Source organism: Georgenia sp. EYE_87, from assembly GCF_023148685.1.
GTDB lineage: Bacteria > Actinomycetota > Actinomycetes > Actinomycetales > Actinomycetaceae > Georgenia.
This window is the reverse complement of record NZ_JAHXNL010000001.1, coordinates 228,837-248,203: the sequence shown is the minus strand read 5'-3', so window position 1 is coordinate 248,203 and position 19,367 is coordinate 228,837. Positions and strand designations below refer to the sequence as shown.

The window sequence follows — 19,367 nt, the reverse complement described above, 5'->3', positions numbered from 1 at the left end:
GTCGGAGGCCGCGCGGCAGCATGACAGCACCTCGCCGCGGACAACGGCTGGCACTGCACCCGTGTCAGTCCCAGTCGCTGCGCCGCCGCACCGGCCAGCGCTGCGGCGCACGTCGCGCCCAGAGCGTGCACGGCTGCGTCGTGCCGTTGCGCACCCCGCGGCATCCGCGGACGTCGTCCGGCCAGCGGTCCTCTCCCGTCCTCGGGTCGTGCTCGACCGCCACGGTGACGTCCCACCCGTTGGTGAACAGCTCGCAGTCGCAGAACGCGCCGTCACGGCCGATGCGCCGCTCCAGCTGCGTCGCACGGGGCGCCTGCAGGGCTCGCCACCGTCGGGTCCAACGCAGCGAGGTGTCGCAGCCGAACTGCACGAGCATCCGGTTGACGTAGCACAGCACGCACTCGTGCGGCCCCGGGGCGGTCAGGTCCTGCGCCAGACTGGCCAGCTCGATCTCCAGCGTGCGCACACCGTTGTCCACGGACATGGGTCACTCCCCTGCTCTCCGGACGTCCGAACCGGCTGTTCGAACGACTGTGCGAGAGCATGTCAGGGAGGACTGACATCGGGGACCTCAGCCGCCCAGGACCCACTCCAGGATCGCGGCGTGCGTGGACGACAGGTTCCGCTTGGCGGCGAAGGTGACCGAGCGCGGGTCGTCGAAGGCCTCCGCGGTGACCTCGTCCCCGCGGTGGACCGGCATCACGTGCATCAGCATCACGTCCGGTCCCGCCTCGTCCAGCACGTCGGTGGTGACGCGGTACGGCTCGAAGGCCGTGCGCCGTCGCCCGGGGGTGCGGGCGGACGTCGGCCAGACGTCGGTGTAGATGACGTCGGCGCCGGCGACCGCCTCCGCGAGGTCGTGACCGACGCTCACGCTCCCCCGCTGCCCGTGCCCGGCCAGCTCGGCGAGGAAGTCCTCGTGCAGCCCGTGCCCGGGCGGGCACACCTGGCGCACCTGGAGGGCGAACGGCACCGTCAGCTCGCACCACGACCGCAGCACGTTCGAGTCCTCCCCGACGAACGTCAGGGTGATGTCGTTGAGCGGGCCGCGTCGCTCGAAGATCGTGTACGCCTCCGAGAAGACCTCGACCGGGTGCCCGCCGTCGGTCATCGCGTTGATGACCGGCACCTCGCAGACCTGGGCGAGCTCGCACACCGCGGCGTGGTCACGCGCGCGCACCACGACCGCGTCGACCGCGCCGGAGAGGATGGCGGCGGTGTCGCTGACCGGCTCCCGCTGGCCGAGCACGAGCGGCACGTCGACCCGGTGGGCGCCGACGGCGTCGATCGCGGTGTCGTACGCGAGCCTCGTCCGGAAGCTGGTGGCGTCGAAGATCGTGGCCACGCGCCGGTCCGCGAAGCGCAGGCGGCGCCGCGCGCGCTGGCTCTTCCAGCCGGCCGAGGCGAGCCAGAGCGACTCCAGGTCGGGACGCGAGAGGTCGAGCAGCGTCAGCAGACTCCGGGGATGGGACACCCGGCCAACCTATCGCAGCCCGCACCCGCACCCGGGCCGGGAACCGACCGGCGGTCACCGTCCCGCCCGGGGCCGGCGGCCGTCCGCCGGCGCCTCACGCGATGAGCTCGCCCAGGGTGGCGACGACGTCGACGAGCGCCCCGCGCCGGTAGACGGTGACCGGGAACGGCCGGTCCACGGCGGTCCCGAGCATGAGGCGCTGCAGATCCTGGGCCTTCCGCACCGGGTGCTCCCCCGCGGCGATGACGATGTCCCCGAGGTAGATGCCGGCCGTGGCGGCCGGACTGCCCGGGACGACCTCGGTGACGTGCAGGCCGGTGCGTCGGCCGAGCCGCTCGGCCAGCGCCGGTGGCACCGCGAGGGTGATCCCGCCGATGCCGAGCCAGGCGCGCCGCACCCGGCCCGTGCTGATCAGCTCGGCGAGGATCCGCCGCGTGGTGGAGTTCACGGGCACGGCCAGGCCCAGCCCGACGCCTGCCACGGCCGTGTTCACCCCGACGACGGTGGCGGTTGAGTCCGCCAGGGCACCGCCGCTGTTGCCCGGGTTGAGGGCGGCGTCGGTCTGGATGACGTCGTCGATCGAGTGCGCGCCTCGCGGGGTGCGCACCGGGAGCGAGCGTCCGAGCGCGCTGACCACGCCGGCCGTCACCGAGCCGGCGAAGCCCATCGGGTTCCCGACGGCGACCACGAGCTGGCCCACACGCAGCGTGTCGGCGTCGCCGAGCTCCGCGGGGCTGGCGAGGCCGGGCCGGGTCCGCAGCACCGCCAGCTCGGAGAGCCGGTCCGCGCCGAGGACGTCGAAGGGGGCCTCCTCGCCGTCGGCGGCGACCACCCCTCCCCCGGTGACGCCCTCGACGACGTGCGCGCTCGTCAGCAGCAGACCGTCGTCCGTGAAGGCCACCGCGGAGCCGGTGGCGCTCCCCCGTCGGCTGCGGACCAGCACCGTCAGCACCTTCGGCTGGAGGGCGGCGGCCACCGTGGTCACCACCTCGGAGTAGGCGTCGAGCGGATCCGTCATGTCCGTTCAACACCGCCGGGTCCCCCGGCATGCCGGCGGCGGGTCCGCCCTCGGCGATCACGGAGTGCGCCGGCGTCGGCGGATCCGCCGTCGACCATCCCGGGCGGGCCCGACGCCGGCGGGCCCCCGCCGTCACCTTCCGTGCAGAGTCATCCGGATACCCTTCCCACGTGCTTGGTTCCCGCGCGGCCGTCGCGCTCGCCGCCGCGCTCACCGCGGCCGCCGGGCTGACGGCGTGCGAGCCGAGCGCCCTCCCGACCGAGGACGCCACCACCGCGGAGCTGCAGGAGCAGCTCGCGGCCGTGCCCGGCGTCGCCCAGTCCCGCGTGCGGCACAGCCCCGGCGACCACGAGTACCTGAGCATCGACCTCTATCTCGACGCCGGTACCCATGCCCTCGCGACCGCCCCGGTCATCGACGCCACCCGGGAGCTGGTGGAGGGCTCCGGGTACCGGGACACCGACCTCATCGTCTCCCTCGGCTGGGGCGAGGAGGACCGACGCCTGGACCTGTACGCGCACGGCCCGGCCACGATGCTCGGCGCCCTGTCCGACGAGACCCGGGCGATGGCCGTCCTCGAGCAGCACGGGTTCGAGGGGGCGAGTATCACCGTCTCCGACAGCGCGGTCGACGCCCGGTACCGCCGCTCGATCGACGTCGCGCTCGGCCCGGGTGCGCCCGGCCGGGCCCTGAACCGGGTCCGCGAGGCCCTGGCGACGCAGCTGCCCGACACCCGGCAACGGACGGACCTCGCGGTCAGGTCCTACGGCGACCACGACCCGGACCGGCCGACCGACTCCCGCTCGCTCCGGGTCCCGGCGGATGCGCCGGCCGAGCTCGTCGCCCTGGCCGACGCCTACCTCCGCCGGCCGGTGCCCGCGGGCTGGTCCGGCGGCTCGGACGTCCACGTGAACGTCAGCGGGTTCGGCGCCGACCTCACCGGCTGGTACATCTCGGTCGACGTGACGGTCGCCCCGCACGCGCTGTGGTCGACGCCGGAGGGGGAGCTGGAGAGCCGCGCGGGCGACGACGTCGTCATGAGCGTGGGGCACCACGCCGCGCGGAGCGTCGTGCCGGCGGGCGCGGACCTGTTCCTCGACCTCCGGCTCGAGAGCTCGGACGGCCTGGTCGACGTGGCCGGTCTCTACTCGGCCGACTGCGCCGAGGCTTGGGACGACGAGAGCGGCAGGTCGCGCGCTCTGTGGAGGACGTGGGTGGCGGCAGGGGGCGCGCCGGACGGCGGCGCCACGGCGACGGACTGCCCGGACGCCTAGGGGCTCAGGGCCACGCGGGGCCAGGGCGCAGTGTGCTCTCGCGGGTCAACCTGGTCGTCCACGACGTCCTCGAGCGGCGGAGGCTCCGGCGGCAGGCACAGCAACGCCCCCGACCGCGGGGTCGGGGCGTCCAGGGCGGGCGGGTCAGCCGGCGTTGCGGGCGGCTCGCCGCCGGGCGAGCTCGTCCTCCACGGTGAGGTCCTCCTCCTCGTGCGCCCGCTCGGTGGGGAGCTGGGCAAGGTCGCCCTCGACCTCGCGCCAGACCCGGCCGACGGCGATGCCGAAGACCCCCTGGCCGCCCTGCACGAGATCGATCACCTCGTCGGCGGACGTGCACTCGTAGACCGAGGCGCCGTCGCTCATGAGCGTGATCTGGGCGAGGTCCTCGACGCCGCGCTCGTGCAGGGCCTGAATGGCGCTGCGGATCTGCTGGAGCGAGACCCCGGTGTCGAGCAGACGCTTGACCACCTTCAGGACGAGGATGTCGCGGAAGCTGTAGAGGCGCTGGCTGCCGGAGCCCTTCGCGCCCCGGATGCTCGGCTCCACGAGCCCCGTGCGCGCCCAGTAGTCGAGCTGGCGGTACGTGATGCCGGCGGCCCGGCAGGCGGTCGGACCGCGGTAGCCGGTGTCCTGGTCCAGGTCTGGCAGCGTGTCACCGAAGAGCATGCCCTGGGCCCGCTGGGGGACGCCGGGGACGGCGCCGGCCGTCGCATCAGTGCCGCTCACAGGGTTCTCCGTTCGTCCGCGATCCCTCGAACTGCCGCTCTCGCCGCTTCCGTCCGAGGATACCGCTCGTTCCTCATGATGGTGCCACGCTATGGCCGCGCCGGTACCTGGTCAACGAGGCGCACCGCAAACGGATGCGGCGTGTCATCCGCGCGTGTCTCACTCTCGACCGGAGGTTGAGGGTCGGCACCGCTTCCCCGGGCGCCGCCGCACCGGAGCGCCTGGCGGTGCGGACCGAGGGAAGGCGGTGTGGGACCGCGGAGGCGGCAGCCTCAGCGCTCGTCCGGCTCGTCCGGCGAGCCCGCGCTCCTGGTGCCCTGCGGGCCGGTCGCGAAGTCCTCCGGCTCGACCCCCTCCAGGAAGGTCCGGAACTCCTCCATGACCTCCGGGGTGGCCTGCGCCGTCCCGTGCACAGCCTCCTCGTCCGCCTCGTCGAGACCGGCCTCCTCCATCGGCACACCGGCCAGCGTGAGCAGCGTCTCGTCGCACAGCACCGGGCAGTGGGCACGCAGCGCGATCGCGATCCCGTCCGAGGGCCGCGCGTCGATGACCTGACCGCCGCTCAGCACGAGCTCGGCGTGGAAGATCCCGTGCACCACCTGCGTCACGCGCACCTCCTTCACCCCGACCCCGAGGTGGTCGAGGATGGAGACGAGCAGGTCGTGCGTGAGCGGGCGCGGCGGGACCAGGCCGGCCTGCGCCGACGCGATCGCCGCGCCCTCGCGCGGTCCGATGACGATGGGCAGCACGCGGGTGCCGCCGGGCTCGCCCAGCACCACGACGACCTCGTTCCCGGGAACGCTCACCCTCACGCCGAGCACCACCATCTCGCGCATGCCGCAACGGTACGTCCCGCGGGGGCACCTCGCTCACGGAATACGACCGGTCCGACCAATCCGGCGTGTCTCAGCCGAGCCGGTCCACGGCGGAGCGGAGGAGCTCCGCGTGCAGCGTCACGTACAGCTCGGCGAGCTCGCCCGCCTGGGCCGCGCTGCGCTCCCGCGCCGCGCCCGAGCGCTGCGCGCGCGTCGGGGCGACGACCTGGTCGATGACGTCGGCCTCCCGCTCCGCGCTCGTGCGGACCGTGCGCAGGTGACGGGCGCTGATGCCGTGGCGCCCGAGCGCCAGGACGGCCTGGACCACCTGGACGGAGCGGCCCGGGAACCGCCCTCGCGTGTCGGCCAGGACCAGCCCGGCCTGTGCCATCTCGTCGAGCTCGGCCTCGGTCGCACCGGTGAGCTCGCAGATCTCCTTGGCGCTCACCCGCGCGCCCGTGGCGGGACGCACGAGCTCGCCGTCGCGCGTGACGACCCGGGCGTGCGCGGACTGCTCGACCTCGCGCCCGGCGTCCAGGTCGGCCAGCTGCTCCCGGATCACCCGCAGCGGCAGGTAGCTGTCGCGCTGCGCCGTGAGGGCGAACCGGATCCGCTCGGCGTCGGCCCGAGAGTACATCCGGTAGCCGGACCCGGTCCGGCGCGGGGTCACGAGGCCCTGCTCCTCGAGGAACCGCAGCTTCGAGATGGTCACGGCCGGGAACTCCGGCTTGAGCACGGCAAGGACGGCGCCGATGCTCATCGACGGCTCGTGCGAGACCTCCTGGGGCCAGCTGAGCGGCGCCTCGTTCCTCGACCTCGCCGGTGGCGCGGCCGCGTGCGCGGCGTCAGGCCGACGTCGTGCTGCAGGGCTCACCGCTGGCCAGCACCTGCCGGGGCGGCGCCGCGGTTGGGGCTGGGGTGGTAGGTCAGGCGGTACTTGCCGATCTGCACCTCGTCGCCCGCCCGCAGGCGCGCGGTGTCGATGCGCTCACGGTTGACGTAGGTCCCGTTGAGGCTGCCCACGTCGCGCACGGAGAAGCCGCCGTCCTCGGTGAGGAACTCGGCGTGCTTGCGCGACACGGTCACGTCGTCGAGGAAGATGTCCGAGCTCGGGTGACGGCCGGCGGTGGTGCGTTCGGCGTCGAGAAGGAACCGGGCACCGGCGTTGGGGCCGCGCTGGACGATGAGGAGCGCGGAGGCGGGCGGGAGCGCCTCGACGGCCGCCGCGTCGTCGCTGCTGAGCCCCTGGAACGTCAGCTCGCTCTCGGTCTCGGCACCGATGGCACCGAACCGGGCCGTGCTGGTCACGTCGTGGCGTTCGCCCTCGCCGCCCTCTCCCGGGCGGTCCGGTCGCTGCGGGGTGGTCATAGGGCTACCTCCTGCATCGTCGTCGTCCGGCTCTCGGCCGCCGTCCTAGGAGCAACAATAGGGGTCAACGGCCGGTGGTTGTCGGACGAGCCGCTCATCCGTCCGCCTCCTCGGGCGGCACGGGGGTGGCGTGCTCGGGCTCGGTCAGCTGCTTCGTCGCCGTGATCTCGATGTCCTCGTCCTCCGTCACGGTCACCTCGCCGCCGGCGTTGCGCACGGAGGCGAGGGCGCCGCCCGGGATGTCGAGCGCCACCGAGAGGGTCGCCGGATCGCCGATGGCGAGCCACTCGTACGGACTCTCGACCACGACGCCGTCCACCACGAGCCCGCCCTCCGGCCCGTCGAGGATCCAGCTGCTGGCGGTCAGGCGCTGACCGGACAGCTCGACCGACTCGACGCCGGCGTTGCGCAGCTCCTCCAGGATGGTCACGAACACCTGCGCGCGCACACCGCCGCCCGGGTCCTCGATCTCCACCCGGATGCCGGGCCCGTGCACGGGGAGCGTGCCCGCCAGGACGCCCCGGGTGCGGGCCTGGATCTCCGCCGCCTCCTGCGCGGCCTCGCGGGACGTCGTGCTCGAGCGGAGCTCGGCGAGGTCGCGGCGCAGCTCCTCCTGCTCCTCGGAGAGGTCGGCGTTGCGCTGGGTGAGCTCGTCGAGGAGCCTGACCAGATCGTCCTGCCGCATGCCCGACAGCACGTCCTCCTGCGTCTGGCGGACCTGGGCGACGACGGCGAAGCCGAGGCCCGCGCAGAGCAGCGCGACGGCGACGTGCCCCAGGGTGAGACGGGGCACCAGCAGGGACCGCCACCGCTCGTGGGTCGGGCGCTCCGCCGCGTCGGGGGTCGTGGGCGGGTCGTCACGCTCGGCCTGCCTGTCGCCTGCCGAGGTCTGGTCCGGACGCGCAGAGCTCATGCGCGGAAGACGTGCCGGCGGATCGCCGCGACGTTGGAGAAGATGCGGATGCCGAGCACCACGACGACGGCGGTGCTCAGCTGCGTCCCGACGCCCAGCTGGTCCCCGAGCCAGACGATGAACGCGGCGACGAGCACGTTGAAGACGAAGGAGACGACGAAGACGCGCTCGTTGAACACGCCGTCGAAGCGGGCGCGCAGGCCCCCGAAGAGCGCATCGAGCGCGGCGATGACGGCGATCGGCAGATAGGGCTGGAAGAAGCTCGGCACCGTGGGGTCGAGCAGGACGCCGGCGACGACCCCCAGTGCGAGTCCGAGCAGAGCGAGCACTCAGCCCACCTCCCCCTCCGACGCCCGTCCCCGGGCGGCCCCCGTGCCGTCACCCGAGGGTTTCACATCCTGCGCCGGGTTCGAAACGCCCGCGCCGCCGTCCTCGGACGTGAGCGGCTCCGCCAGGCGCGGGGTGAGCTGGGGCAGCGCCTCGAGCTCGAGCTCGTCGGCGGCCCTGATGTCCACGCGGATGCCGTAGCTGCTCCGCAGCACGCCCAGGTGGGTGCTCGCGGGGCTGCGGGCGAGCCGGGTCTGCAGCTCGGTCGGGTCGCCGACCACCTCCACCTCGTACGGCGAGACCACCGGGTCGAGGTTCACGAGGATGGCCTCCCCCGCCGTCCGGATCGCGCTGGTCGAGCCGAGCCGGTGCCCGTCGACGGAGATCGCCTCGGCCCCAGACGCCCACAGCGAGTTCACGAGCACCTGCAGGTCGACGTCGGTGACCCGCTCGTCCTCCGCGCCGGCGACGCCGAGGCGCGCCGCGTCGGAGTCCTCCAGCTCGACGACGATCCCGGGCCCGCGCACGCCCACCTGCCCGGACGCCGCACCCAGTGCCGTCACCCTGGCCAGCAGGTCCGCGTCGGCGCCCGAGAGGGCCGCGTCCCGCAGGGCGGTGATCTCCGCGTTGCGCTCCGCGTTGGCCGCGCGCAGCTCCTCCCCCTCCGCCGCCCGCTCGTTGATCTGCTCGACGAGGAGGGCGCGGGCCGGGAGCATCCCCGACTGCGGCCCCCGCAGCTCGCGCGCGGCCCAGACGCCGCCCATGCCGATGACGGCGCACAGCACGAGCACGACCCCCCGGCGCCACCCGGGAACCTTCCGGTCCGGCCCGGCGGGCCGGGAGGCGAGCTCGCGGTACCCGGCGTCGAGCGGGTTCTCGAGCAGCTCGCGGAGGAGCGACATCGACTCGTCGGGTCGCCTGGTGGCCGTACCCGTCCCGGCCGCGCCCGGCGCGCCGGCGTCGTCGCGGGGGTGGGTGTGGCTCATGGGCGGGTGCGACCGCGGTCCTGGCGCACGATGCGGACCACCTGCTCCACGTAGAGCAGGGCGGCGAACCAGTACAGCCCGACGCCCCACCAGGCGCTGGCCCACCCGAAGGTCCAGGCCAGCACCCCCACCGTCCCGGGGACGCCGGCGAGCAGGAGGAGCGGGAAGGCGTACATCAGCGCGAAGGTCCCGGCCTTGCCGGCGAGGTGGACGGGCAGCGGACCGTAGCCGTGCCGGGTGAGGATCGGCAGCAGACCCGCCAGCACGACGTCCCGGGCGACGATGACGATCACCAGCCACCACGGCACGAGATCGCGCCAGGCGAGGCCCACGAGAGTCACGAAGATGTAGAGACGGTCGGCGGCGGGGTCGAGGAGCTGCCCCAGACGGCTCGTCTGGTTGAACCGCCGGGCGATCACGCCGTCGAACCAGTCGCTCGCGCCGGCGACCACCAGCACGACGAGCGCGGCGACGTCCTGCTCGTTGAGGATGAGGACCCCGAACACGGGCACGAGCAGCAGGCGCACTGCGGAGATCACGTTCGGGACGGTCCAGACCCGGTCGGCGACCTCTCTGCCCGCCTGGCTCTGGGGCGTCCTCGTGCTCACCGCCCCAGCCTATGCGGCGCCGCTGTCACCGGGGGCGGTTGTCGGCGCGCGCGTTGCGCCGAGCGCCGCACACCCCGCCGTGGGACCCTGCTCGCGTGCTGGAGCTGCTCACGGGGTCCGGGATGGCGATGGCCGCCGGCCTCAACGCGTACGTCCCGCTGATCGGGCTGGGCCTGCTCTCCCGCTACACCGACCTGCTGGCCCTCCCGGCGGGCTGGGGCTGGCTGGAGAGCACCCCGGCCCTGGTCGTGCTCGGCGTCCTGCTGGCCGTCGAGGTCGTCGCGGACAAGATCCCGGTGGTCGACTCGGTCAACGACGTGCTGCAGACGGCGGTGCGGCCCGCCGCCGGCGGCATCGTCTTCGCCGCCGGTTCCGCCTCGGAGACCGCCGCGGTCGCCGATCCCGGCTCACTGCTGCAGGACTGGCAGTGGGTACCGATAGTGCTGGGCGTGCTGCTCGCGCTCACCACCCACACCACCAAGGCCGTGGCCCGTCCGGCGGTCAACACCGTGACCGCGGGCGCCGGCGCGCCCGTCGTCTCCGCCGCGGAGGACGTCTCCTCCGTTGCCCTGGTGCTGGTCTCGGTGCTGCTGCCCGCGCTGGTGGCGCTCCTCGTCGTCGTCGTCGTGGTCCTGCTCGTGCTCGCGGTGCGGCGCCGGATCGCCGCCCGCACGGCCGGTCCGCTCCGGCACGCGAGTGACGGGCCGCGGCTGCCGGGCTGAAGCGCCCGCCCGGACTCCCGGGCCAGCGGCCCGCCCGAGCCGGCGCGGCGCGCCGCCTCGCCGGGCGCGCCATACGCTGTCGCCCATGAGATTCGGACTCTTCCTCCCGCAGGGCTGGCGCTTCGACCTGGCGGGCATCGACGACTCCCAGCACTGGCCGACCATGGTCTCGCTGGCCCGCCGCGCGGACGCGGGCGAGCTGTGGGAGTCCGTGTGGGTCTACGACCACTTCCACACCACGCCGGTCCCGAGCGAGGAGGCGACCCACGAGGCGTGGTCCCTCATGGCGGGGCTCGCGGCGAGCACCGACCGCGTGCGGCTGGGCCAGATGTGCACGTGCATGGCGTACCGCAACCCGATGTACCTGGCCAAGGTGGCGGCGACGATCGACCACATCAGCGGCGGACGCCTGGAGATGGGCATCGGCGCCGGCTGGTACGAGCACGAGTGGCGCGCCTACGGCTACGGCTTCCCCCGGGCTGGCGTGCGGCTGAAGATGCTCGAGGAGGGCGTGCAGATCTTCGAGCAGGCGTGGCGCCAGGGGGTCGCGACGTTCCACGGCGAGCACTACGACGTCGACGGCGCGATCTGCCGTCCGCTGCCGCTCCAGCCGGGCGGGGTCCCGCTGTGGATCGCCGGCGGCGGCGAGAAGGTCACGCTCCGGATCGCCGCGCAGCACGCCCGTTACACCAACTTCGACGGCACGCCCGAGGGCTTCGCCCGCAAGAGCGCCATCCTGCGCGAGCACTGCGCCGCGGTCGGGACGGACTTCGACCAGATCACGCGATCGGCCAACTACAACGTCCTGATCGGCTCCACGGAGGCCGAGGTGCGCGAGCGCACCGACGAGCTGGTGGCGAGGCTGAGCCCGCACATGGACGAGGACCACGTGGAGAAGCAGCTCCGCGGCTTCCGCGGCATGCCCGCCCATGGCACTCCCGAGCAGGTGGTCGAGAAGTTGTCCGCGCTGAAGGCGCAGGGCATGTCCTACGGCATCTTCTACTTCGCGGACGCCGCGTACACCACCGACTCCATCGAGCTCTTCGAGCGCGAGGTCATGCCCTCGCTGATGTAGCCGGGCGGGGAGGTCCTGCCCGCGCCGGTGCAGCCGGGCAGCGAGGTCCTGCTTCGCTCAGCCGGGGTGGCCGGTCACCAGAGCGTGACCGGCTCCTCCGTGTCCGGCACGACGGCGTCCGGCCCGCCCGCCGCGGTCGCGCCGGCGGAGGCGACGCCACCCGAGGGCTCCGAGGTCGAGGAGGCCGCGGTCGAGGAGGCTCCCACCGGCGCGCCGCCTGTCGTGGCGGCCTTCGCGGCCGCGACGGCGAGCTCGTCGGCCCGCTCGTTGTGCACGTCGCCGGTGTGCCCGCGGACCCACTCGAAGTCGGTGCGGCCCCGGCGCGCCTCGAGCAGCTCGAGGATCTCCTTGACCAGCTCGAGGTTCTCCGGGACCTTGCCGTCCCCCTTGCGCCACCCGCGCCGGCGCCAGCCCTTGGCCCACTTGGTGGCGATGTTGATGACGTACTGGGAGTCCGCCCGGACCAGCAGGGCCCCGTCCGGTCCGGCGTGGCGCAGCCCCTCGCGCAGCGCGAGGAGCTCGCCGATGTTGTTGGTGCCGTGCGGCAGCCCGCCGGAGCCGGTCTCGCCCGTGGTCTGGTCCACCCACGCCCAGCCGGTCGGGCCGGGGTTGCCGAGCGCCGACCCGTCGGTGGCGATCACCTTGTCGTAGCCGTCGGTGGGGCGCGGCGGCTCGTCGACGGCGACCGCGGTCTTGCCGGTGCGCGCCGGCGCGCCCGGCTCGGCCGGGGTGAGACCCTTCTCGCGCAGCAGCACGGGCACCTGCTCGCCGTGCCAGACGAAGAACGGGGTGCCGTCCTTCAGGGTGCGCTCGGCAGCCAGCCCGCCGGCCAGCGCCTTCTCCGTGGCGCCGCTGCCGTCCTTGAGCCCGAGCTCGCTCAGGTGCGTGCCGATCTGCCGGGCGGTGAGCCCGAACAGCTTCCCGAGCTCGGTCTGGGTGGACCACTTCTTAGGCAAACGTCTCTCCTCCTGCGGGCGGGCACGTGCCCGGCGACCGTCAACCCTACGCCGCGGCGCCGCTCACGCCCGGCAGCCGGCGGGGCGCGTCACTCCGGGTACCGCCCGCCCGCCGGCACCCGCTTGCGGGGGTGGACGACGGCGTGGGCCGCGACCAGCGCGACACGGTCGCCCTCCGCGGCTCCCCCGACCTCGGCGCGGCCGCGCACCCGCGCCCCCTCGTCGACCACCGACCGGCGCACGACGGCGCCCGGCCCCACGCGGACGTCGTCGAGCAGGACCGAGTCCACCACCTCCGCACCGGCCGCCACCCGCACGCCGGCGCCGAGCACGCTGCGCCGCACGGTGCCCTCGACGAGGGCGCCGGGCCCGAGCAGCGCGTCCTCGACGTGCCCGGCGCCGGGCACCCGCGCGGCGCCGTGACGGCGGACGCGGGTGGTGACGGGCCACGCTGGGTCGTCCAGGTCGAACGGCGGGCGGTCGAGCAGATCCATGTGGACCTTCCAGTACTCCTCCACGGTGCCCACCTCGGCCCAGTAGCCCTGGTGGCGCTGCTCGACGGCTGCGCCGCGTCCCACCATCGCAGGGAGCAGGTGGTCGCCGAGGTCGCCGAGGCCGTCGGCGCCGCGGGCCGACCGCACGTCCTCGAGCCCGGCGAGCAGGGCCGCCGGGTCGAACGCGACCACCCCGGTGGCGACGAGGTCGCCGCGGGGGTGCTCCGGCCGGCTCGCGTAGTCCGTGACCCGTCCCTCCTGCACCTGGACGACGCCGCGGAGGGGCAGGTCGCCGTCGCGGCGGGTCGTCACCATCGTCAGGGCCGCCCCGGCGCTCAGGTGCCGGGCGACGACGTCGGTGAAGTCCATGCGGTAGACCGCACTCGCCGGGGCGAGCAGCACGACCTCGGGCTCGTGGGCCCGGATCGCGCCGGCCCGCCGCCACAGCGCGTCCGCGGTCCCGGCGACCGGCTCGCCCGGCTCCGGCCCGAGCACCAGCAGCCCGCCGCGCGTGCGGTCCAGGTCCCACGGGCGCCCGCCGGCGAGGTGCTCGGTGACCGAGAGCGGGTGGTGCTGCTCGACCACCCAGACGTCCGAGATGCCGCTGTTGGCGGCGTGGCTGAGCGTGAAGTCGATGAGCCGGTGCGTCCCGCCGTATGGCAGCGCAGGCTTCGCCCGCCGGGCGGTCAGCGACTCGAGCCGCGAGCCGGCGTCCCCGGCGAGCACGACGAGCAGGGTTCGGGTGAGGGCCACGGGTTCTCCTTCGGTCGGGCGGCGCGTCAGGGCCGCGCGGCCTCCTGGGCGCGCAGGGACCGCAGCAGCTGGTCGCGGGCCTCGACGACCAGCCGGCGCAGGGCTGCGGGGGCGTCGGCGTTCTCCTCCAGCCACGCGGTGGTGCGCAGCACGACCGGGTCGTCCTGGGGGGCCCGGCCCGCCACGGCGTCCTGGTGGCCCGGGTAGAGGCGCCGGACGAGCCGGCTCGCGATCTCGATGCTGTGCCGCTCCCAGATCTGGCGGAGGGCGTCGAAGTACCGCTCGGTGAAGGGTGCGGTCAGCTCGCGGTGCCACGGCTGGGTGAACCCGGTCAGCGTGGCGTCCACATGGTCGTTGCTCAGCGCCCCCGGGGTCATCAGCGTCTCCCACGACGCCGCCTTGACGTCGGCGTCGGGCAGGCTGGTGACGGCCGCGAGGTGCTGGGTGGCGCCGTCGGCGGTGCGGTCGTGGGCGAGCTCCTCGTCGAGCTCGTCGAGGCTGGCCGCGCCGAGGGCGGCGAGCGCCTGCCACAGCGCCCAGCGCAGCTCGGGGTCCAGGGGCAGGCCGGGCACCGCCTCCGAACCGTTGAGGAGCCCGCGCAGCCGCGGCGCGGCGGCCGGCGTGGTGGCGGCCACCCGCGCGAGCGAGCGGGCCCAGACGAGTTGGCCGTCGGAACCCGGCTCGGCGTCGCGCAGGTGGCCGAACGAGCCCTGCCCGAGGCGTACCCGGAGCTCGTCGCGCAGGGCGGGCGGGGCGTAGAGCTCGACGGCGGTGCTGGCGTTGACCGTGAGGCCGCCGAGGACGGCGCTGTCGGTCTCGGCCGGACCGTGCCGCAGGACCAGGTCGAGGTAGTCGCCGGCGGGGAGGAGCGCGTCGCGGGTGGCGTTCCACAGGGCGGCCCAGACGAGCGAGCGGGCCAGGGGCTCGCGCAGGTCCCCGAGGTGCTCGCGGACCGTGGCGAGGGAGTCGGCGTCGAGCCGGACCTTGCCGTACGTGAGGTCGTCGTCGTTGACCAGCACCAGCGCCGGGCGGGGCAGGCCGGCCGCACCGGGCACCCCCGCGCTCTCGCCCGTGAGGTCGACCTCGAACCGGTGGGTGCGGGTCAGGGCGACCGCGCCGTCGGGCTCCGTCAGGTCGTAGAGACCGACGGCGAGCCGGTGCGGGCGGAGCACCGCCTGGCCGGTTCGTGGGTCGGTGCCGCTCTGGTGGACGTCCAGCGAGACGATCCGTTCGCCCCCGGTCGTGAGCTCCGCGCGCAGGGTGGGGGTGCCGGCCGTCTGCAGCCAGAGCCTGCTCCACTCCCCCAGCTCGCGGCCCGAGGTGGCCTCGAGCGCGGCGAGGAGGTCGGGCAGGGTCGTCGAGCCGTAGGCGTGCTCGGCGAAGTACCGGCGCGCGCCGGCGAAGAACGCGTCGGTGCCCACGTAGGCGACCAGCTGCTTCAGCACGGCCGCACCCTTGGCGTAGGTGATGCCGTCGAAGTTCTGCTTCGCCGCCTCCAGGTCCGGGATGTCCGCGACCACGGGGTGGGTGGTGGGCAGCTGGTCCTGGGTGTAGGCCCAGGCCTTGCGCCGGTTGGCGAAGGAGACCCAGGCGCCGGTGAACTCGGTGGCGGCGACGGAGGCGTGCGCGCCCATGTAGTCGGCGAAGGACTCCTTGAGCCACAGGTCGTCCCACCACCGCGGGGTGACGAGGTCGCCGAACCACATGTGGGCCATCTCGTGCAGGATCGTGTTGGCGCGGCCCTGGTGCTGGGCGCGGGTGGCGGCCGAGCGGAACACGTAGGACTCGGTGAAGGTGACGCAGCCGGGGTTCTCCATCGCGCCCAGGTTGTACTCGGGGACGAAGACCTGGTCGTACTTGCCCCAGGGGTACGGGGTCCCGAAGTGCTGGTGGAAGAAGTCCAGACCCTGGCGCGTCACCGTCAGGATCTCCTCCGCGTCCAGGTGCTCGGCCAGCGAGGCCCGGCACAGCACCCCGAGCTCGATGTCGAGGGTGCCGCCGTCGGCGAGCACGCCCGACCAGTGCCCGTCCACCCGGTGGTAGGGCCCGGCGACCACGGCGGTGAGGTAGCTCGACACCGGCGGGGTCGGACCGAACGAGGTGCGCACGGTGCCGTCGCCGCGGTCCTCCGACCGGGCCGCGGGCTGGTTGGACAGGACCCGCCACCCGGTTGGCGCGACGACGGTGAAGCTGAAGGACGCCTTGAGGTCCGGCTGCTCGAACACGGCCATGACGCGCCGGGAGTCCGCCGGCTCGTACTGGGTGTAGAGGTAGGTCTCGCCGTCGGCGGGGTCGACGAACCGGTGCAGCCCCTCCCCGGAGCGCGAGTACGCCGCCTCCGCGACGACCGTGACCTCGTTCTCGGCAGCCAGCCCGTCCAGCGTGATGCGGGCGCCGTCGTAGCACGCGGCGGCGTCGAGCTCGCGCCCGTTGACGACGACGGAGCGCACTTCGCCGAGGAAGTCCAGGAAGGTCGTGGACCCGCTCGACGCGAACCGGACGGTCGTCGTGGAGCCGAAGGTGGCACGCCGGAGGTCGCGGGCGCCACCGAGGTCGAGCTCGACGCGGTAGTCGCGGACGGTGAGGCGGTCGGACCGCTCGGCGGCCTCCGCGCGGGTGAGGTTCGCGGTGGTGGTCACCAGGGCAGGTTAGCCACCCCGGTGCCGCCGCCCCGCCGGCGCACGGGGCCGGGGCCCGAAGTCCGGCGTGTCGCCCTGGCGGCGGCGGCAGACTCGGGCCATGGACGCACTGGACGTTCCCGAGGGCGCGGTCGTGGTCGGCGTCGACGGCTCCGCCCGCGCCGCGCGCGCGCTCGAGCTCGCCGCCCGGGAGGCCGGGCGGCGGAGGACCGTGCTGCACGTCGTCCACGCGTTCCCATGGCTCAGCCAGGCCCACGGGTGGGAGTTCGCCCCGGAGACCGGGGCCATGTCCGTGGCCGAACGGGTCGTCGCCGACGCCGTCGACCAGGTCCGTGCCGAGCACGGCGGGGTGACCGTGACCGGGCAGGTGGTCGTCGACGACCCCGCCGTCGTCCTGGTGGAGGCCTCGGAGCGGGCCGCCATCGTGGTCATCGGCGCCCGCGGGCTCGGACGGGTCGCCGGCCAGCTGCTCGGGTCGGTGTCGCAGAAGGTGGCGGCGCACGCGCACGGCCCCGTGCTGGTGGTCCGCGAGCAGGCGCCCGAGGACGGCGGACCGGTCGCGGTCGGCGTCGACCCGTCCGGCGACGCCCCCGAGGTGCTGGAGTACGCCTTCGAGGAGGCGCTGCGCCGCGGCACCGGCCTGCTGGCCGTCCTGGCGGTCGAGCACGAGTCAGTGCCGCCCGCGTACGCCGACGACCGCGTGCTGACGCTGCTGCAGGAGGCCACCAGGACGACCCAGGGCCGCTTCCGTTCGGAGCTCGCGGCGTGGGAGCGACGCTACCCCGGCGTCCCGGTGGAACCGCTCTTCCCGCGTCAGCACCCGGTCGAGGCCCTCGTCACGGTCGCGGCCCAGGCCTGCGTCGTCGTGGTCGGCAGCCGGGGCAGGCGCGGCCTCCGGGCGGTGCGCCTGGGGTCGGTCGCCCGCGGGGTGCTGCACCGCGCCCCGGCGGTCGTGGTGGTGCGGGTGCCGGCCGCCGGGCGGGCGTGACCCGCGCGGCACGCCGCCGCGCTCGCGGACGCGGCCGGTCCTACGCTGGAGCGGTCGAGGACCGAGGAGGGGACGGGTGGACGCCGATCATCGGACGGCCGGGACGAGCAAGGGCCGCCACGAGACGCCCGACGAACGTGCCGACCGCAACTGGAACGAGCTCCTGCAGGAGCTGCGCGTGACCCAGACCGGCGTCCAGCTGCTCACGGGCTTCCTGCTCACCCTGCCGTTCCAGCCGCGCTTCGCCGACCTCGACGACGTCCAGGTCGGCATGTACCTCACCCTGGTCCTGCTCGCGGCCCTCACCACCGTCCTGGTCATCGCCCCGGTCAGCCTGCACCGGCTGCTCTTCGGGCGCCGCCTCAAGAGGACGACGGTGCGGACCGGCCACACGATCGCGCTCGCCGGGCTCGCCTCGCTCGCCCTGGTGGTGGTCGGCACCGTGCTGCTCATCTTCGACGTCGTCGGGGCCCGGTCGACCGCGATCGGGGTCGCGGGCGCCGTGCTGGTGGTCATCATCCTCGGGTGGCTGGTGGCGCCGCTGGTCTTCGGGCGCCGCGCTGCCCGGGCGGAGGATGCCGACGCGTGAGCGATCCCGTCCGCGTCACCTCCACCGTCCAGCTCGACCCGGCCGAGCTGCGGTGGCGCTTCTCGCGCGCCTCGGGCCCCGGCGGTCAGGGCGTGAACACCACCGACTCGAGGGTCGAGCTGTCGTTCGACGTGGCACGCTCCCCCGCCCTCTCCGACGTCCAACGGAGCCGCGTCCTCGACCGGCTCGGCGGCCGCCTCAACGCTGGCGTGCTGACCGTCGTCGCCGCGGAGCACCGCTCGCAGCTGCAGAACCGGAGGGCCGCCCTGGAGCGGCTCGTCGAGCAGCTCCAGGAGGCGCTCGCGCCGCCGCCCCGTCCCCGCCGACCCACGCGCCCGTCCCGGGGCGCGGTGCGGCGCCGTACCGAGGCCAAGCAGCGGCGCAGCTCCACCAAGCAGCTGCGCCGCCGACCGGACCGGTGACCGTCGACCTCACGGCCGCTGAGGTCCTCGCCCGCCGCACGGCCCGCCACCACCTCGTCGCTCCCGCCGCCGAGGGGCCCGCCGCGGTGGCACGGGCGGTGTGCGGCGTCCACGCCCAGGTCATGTCCGCCGCGGAGCTCTCGCTGGGGCTGCGGCTGACCGGGGCGACCCGCTCGGACGTGCGCCGGGCCCTGTGGGAGGACGGCACGCTCGTCAAGACCTTCGGTCCGCGCGGCACCGTGCACCTGCTCGCCGCCGAGGACCTGCCGCTATGGACCGCGGCCCTGTCCGCCGTCCCCCGCGCCGGCGCGGGCACGTCCGACGAGGCGCGCCTCACCCCCGTCCAGGCCGAGGCCGTGCTCGCGGCGATCGCCGACGCGCTGCGTGGCGAGCCGCTGACCGCCGAGGAGCTCGGCGCGGCCGTGGTGGGACGGACCGGGGCGTGGGCCGCGGACCCGGTGCTGCCGGCCTTCGGCGGCTGGTGGCCGCGCTGGCGACAGGCGCTGGGTGCCGCGGCGCACCGCGGCACCGTCGTCTTCGGGCCCGACCGGGGGCGGCGTGCGACGTACACGCACCCGGTGCGGGCGCTGCCCGGCTCCGCGCCCGCGGACGAGGAGACGGCGCTCCGGTTCCTCGTCCGCTCCTACCTCCACGCCTACGGGCCCGCCTCGTCCGACCATCTCGCCCGCTGGCTCGCGGCGCCGCCGGCATGGGCCGCCGACGTCGTCAGCAGGCAGCGTGCGGAGCTCGAGCCCGTCACGGTCGAGGGCGCCGGCCCCCTCTGGCAGCTCGCCGACGAGCGCGTCGCACCGGCCCGCCGCACCGTCGCCGGGGCGCCACCCGGCGTTCGTCTGCTGCCCTACTTCGACGCCTACGTCGTCGGGTCCCACCCGCGCGACCTGCTCTTCCCCGGCCCGGCCGCGGACCGGGCCCTCAACCGGGGCCAGGCGGGCAACTACCCCGTCCTCCTCGTCGACGGCGTGGTCGCCGGCGTCTGGCACCTGCGCCGGTCCGGGCGCCGCCTGGCGGTCACCGTCGAGCCGCTGCGCCCTCTCGGCCCGAGCCGGGAGCGGCAGCTCGAGGAGCAGGTCGACCGCATCGGCCACGTGCTCGAGGGCACGGCCACCCTCACGCTCGGGAAGGTGGACGTGGGCCCGCACGCGTGATCGTGGCGGGGACGCCGGCCCGCCCGGCCCCGGAGCCCTGGGCTACCCTCCGGG

Annotated in this window: 21 protein-coding genes; 7 read left to right on the top strand and 14 right to left on the bottom strand. The window is 74.8% G+C overall.

The genetic code is table 11. The features are described 5' to 3' along the window. Window positions 1-64: 64 nt before the first annotated feature. The 3 genes from KZX45_RS01095 to KZX45_RS01085 all read right to left on the bottom strand — a co-directional run bounded on the left by KZX45_RS01095 (window position 65) and on the right by KZX45_RS01085 (window position 2,492). Window positions 65-484, bottom strand: a complete 420-nt coding sequence (locus KZX45_RS01095; protein ID WP_248255865.1) for a DUF2695 domain-containing protein — start codon at window positions 482-484, stop codon at window positions 65-67. Between the two features lie 87 nt (window positions 485-571). Continuing rightward, entirely contained in the window at window positions 572-1,474 is a 903-nt protein-coding gene (locus tag KZX45_RS01090; protein WP_248255864.1) for a hypothetical protein, read from the bottom strand. A 94-nt stretch (window positions 1,475-1,568) separates the two neighbouring features. Continuing rightward, a complete protein-coding gene (locus KZX45_RS01085; protein WP_248255863.1) occupies window positions 1,569-2,492 on the bottom strand; it encodes a S1C family serine protease in 924 nt (307 codons plus the stop codon). Between the two features lie 170 nt (window positions 2,493-2,662). Here KZX45_RS01085 and KZX45_RS01080 point away from each other — a divergent pair, with 170 nt between their 5' ends. Further along, the gene (locus KZX45_RS01080; protein WP_248255862.1) at window positions 2,663-3,766 is read left to right on the top strand and encodes a hypothetical protein; all 1,104 of its coding nucleotides are present in this window, start codon (window positions 2,663-2,665) and stop codon (window positions 3,764-3,766) included. 144 nt (window positions 3,767-3,910) lie between these two features. Here the strand turns inward: KZX45_RS01080 and KZX45_RS01075 are convergent, their stop codons facing one another. From KZX45_RS01075 to KZX45_RS01040, 8 genes are all read right to left on the bottom strand, one after another. Next, window positions 3,911-4,432, bottom strand: coding sequence for a MerR family transcriptional regulator (locus tag KZX45_RS01075; RefSeq protein ID WP_248256285.1), 522 nt, complete (start codon window positions 4,430-4,432; stop codon window positions 3,911-3,913). A gap of 332 nt (window positions 4,433-4,764) precedes the next feature. Further along, window positions 4,765-5,328 (bottom strand): bifunctional nuclease family protein, encoded by a 564-nt coding sequence (locus tag KZX45_RS01070; RefSeq protein ID WP_248255861.1) that lies wholly within the window; start codon window positions 5,326-5,328, stop codon window positions 4,765-4,767. A gap of 70 nt (window positions 5,329-5,398) precedes the next feature. Next, window positions 5,399-6,067, bottom strand: a complete 669-nt coding sequence (locus KZX45_RS01065) for a MerR family transcriptional regulator (protein ID WP_248255860.1) — start codon at window positions 6,065-6,067, stop codon at window positions 5,399-5,401. A 110-nt stretch (window positions 6,068-6,177) separates the two neighbouring features. Beyond that, the gene (locus tag KZX45_RS01060; protein ID WP_282453109.1) at window positions 6,178-6,675 is read right to left on the bottom strand and encodes an FHA domain-containing protein; all 498 of its coding nucleotides are present in this window, start codon (window positions 6,673-6,675) and stop codon (window positions 6,178-6,180) included. Window positions 6,676-6,769: 94 nt separating this feature from the next. After that, window positions 6,770-7,588 (bottom strand): DUF881 domain-containing protein, encoded by an 819-nt coding sequence (locus tag KZX45_RS01055; protein ID WP_248255859.1) that lies wholly within the window; start codon window positions 7,586-7,588, stop codon window positions 6,770-6,772. After that, complete coding sequence (locus tag KZX45_RS01050) at window positions 7,585-7,917, bottom strand: small basic family protein (RefSeq protein ID WP_248255858.1); 333 nt, start codon at window positions 7,915-7,917, stop codon at window positions 7,585-7,587. Before KZX45_RS01050 ends, KZX45_RS01055 begins: the two co-directional genes overlap by 4 nt. Next, the gene (locus KZX45_RS01045; RefSeq protein WP_248255857.1) at window positions 7,918-8,901 is read right to left on the bottom strand and encodes a DUF881 domain-containing protein; all 984 of its coding nucleotides are present in this window, start codon (window positions 8,899-8,901) and stop codon (window positions 7,918-7,920) included. Continuing rightward, the gene (locus KZX45_RS01040) at window positions 8,898-9,509 is read right to left on the bottom strand and encodes a CDP-alcohol phosphatidyltransferase family protein (RefSeq protein WP_248255856.1); all 612 of its coding nucleotides are present in this window, start codon (window positions 9,507-9,509) and stop codon (window positions 8,898-8,900) included. The genes KZX45_RS01045 and KZX45_RS01040 overlap by 4 nt, the downstream gene beginning before the upstream one ends. A gap of 95 nt (window positions 9,510-9,604) precedes the next feature. On the opposite strand from KZX45_RS01040, the gene KZX45_RS01035 reads away from it, so the two are divergent. Both KZX45_RS01035 and KZX45_RS01030 read left to right on the top strand, forming a co-directional pair. Further along, window positions 9,605-10,231, top strand: a complete 627-nt coding sequence (locus KZX45_RS01035; RefSeq protein WP_248255855.1) for a DUF4126 domain-containing protein — start codon at window positions 9,605-9,607, stop codon at window positions 10,229-10,231. Window positions 10,232-10,316: 85 nt separating this feature from the next. After that, on the top strand, window positions 10,317-11,306 hold the full coding sequence (locus KZX45_RS01030; protein WP_248255854.1) for an LLM class F420-dependent oxidoreductase: 990 nt from the start codon (window positions 10,317-10,319) through the stop codon (window positions 11,304-11,306). Window positions 11,307-11,380: 74 nt separating this feature from the next. Here the strand turns inward: KZX45_RS01030 and KZX45_RS01025 are convergent, their stop codons facing one another. The 3 genes from KZX45_RS01025 to pepN form a co-directional block, all read right to left on the bottom strand. Next, window positions 11,381-12,262: a ribonuclease H gene (locus KZX45_RS01025; RefSeq protein WP_248255853.1), complete on the bottom strand. Its 882-nt coding sequence runs from the start codon at window positions 12,260-12,262 to the stop codon at window positions 11,381-11,383. A gap of 89 nt (window positions 12,263-12,351) precedes the next feature. After that, entirely contained in the window at window positions 12,352-13,509 is a 1,158-nt protein-coding gene (locus KZX45_RS01020) for a sugar phosphate nucleotidyltransferase (protein ID WP_248255852.1), read from the bottom strand. A 26-nt stretch (window positions 13,510-13,535) separates the two neighbouring features. Further along, window positions 13,536-16,148 (bottom strand): aminopeptidase N, encoded by a 2,613-nt coding sequence (pepN, locus tag KZX45_RS01015; protein WP_248255851.1) that lies wholly within the window; start codon window positions 16,146-16,148, stop codon window positions 13,536-13,538. Window positions 16,149-16,248: 100 nt separating this feature from the next. Between pepN and KZX45_RS01010 the strand changes: the two genes are divergently transcribed. From KZX45_RS01010 to KZX45_RS00995, 4 genes are all read left to right on the top strand, one after another. Further along, window positions 16,249-17,136 carry a universal stress protein gene (locus KZX45_RS01010; RefSeq protein ID WP_248255850.1) on the top strand — a complete coding sequence of 296 codons (888 nt, stop codon included), beginning with the start codon at window positions 16,249-16,251 and terminating at the stop codon, window positions 17,134-17,136. A gap of 76 nt (window positions 17,137-17,212) precedes the next feature. Then, the gene (locus KZX45_RS01005; RefSeq protein WP_248255849.1) at window positions 17,213-17,725 is read left to right on the top strand and encodes a DUF6328 family protein; all 513 of its coding nucleotides are present in this window, start codon (window positions 17,213-17,215) and stop codon (window positions 17,723-17,725) included. Continuing rightward, window positions 17,722-18,147 carry an alternative ribosome rescue aminoacyl-tRNA hydrolase ArfB gene (arfB, locus tag KZX45_RS01000; protein ID WP_248255848.1) on the top strand — a complete coding sequence of 142 codons (426 nt, stop codon included), beginning with the start codon at window positions 17,722-17,724 and terminating at the stop codon, window positions 18,145-18,147. The genes KZX45_RS01005 and arfB overlap by 4 nt, the downstream gene beginning before the upstream one ends. Further along, window positions 18,144-19,313: a winged helix DNA-binding domain-containing protein gene (locus tag KZX45_RS00995; RefSeq protein WP_248255847.1), complete on the top strand. Its 1,170-nt coding sequence runs from the start codon at window positions 18,144-18,146 to the stop codon at window positions 19,311-19,313. Before arfB ends, KZX45_RS00995 begins: the two co-directional genes overlap by 4 nt. Window positions 19,314-19,367: the final 54 nt, after the last annotated feature.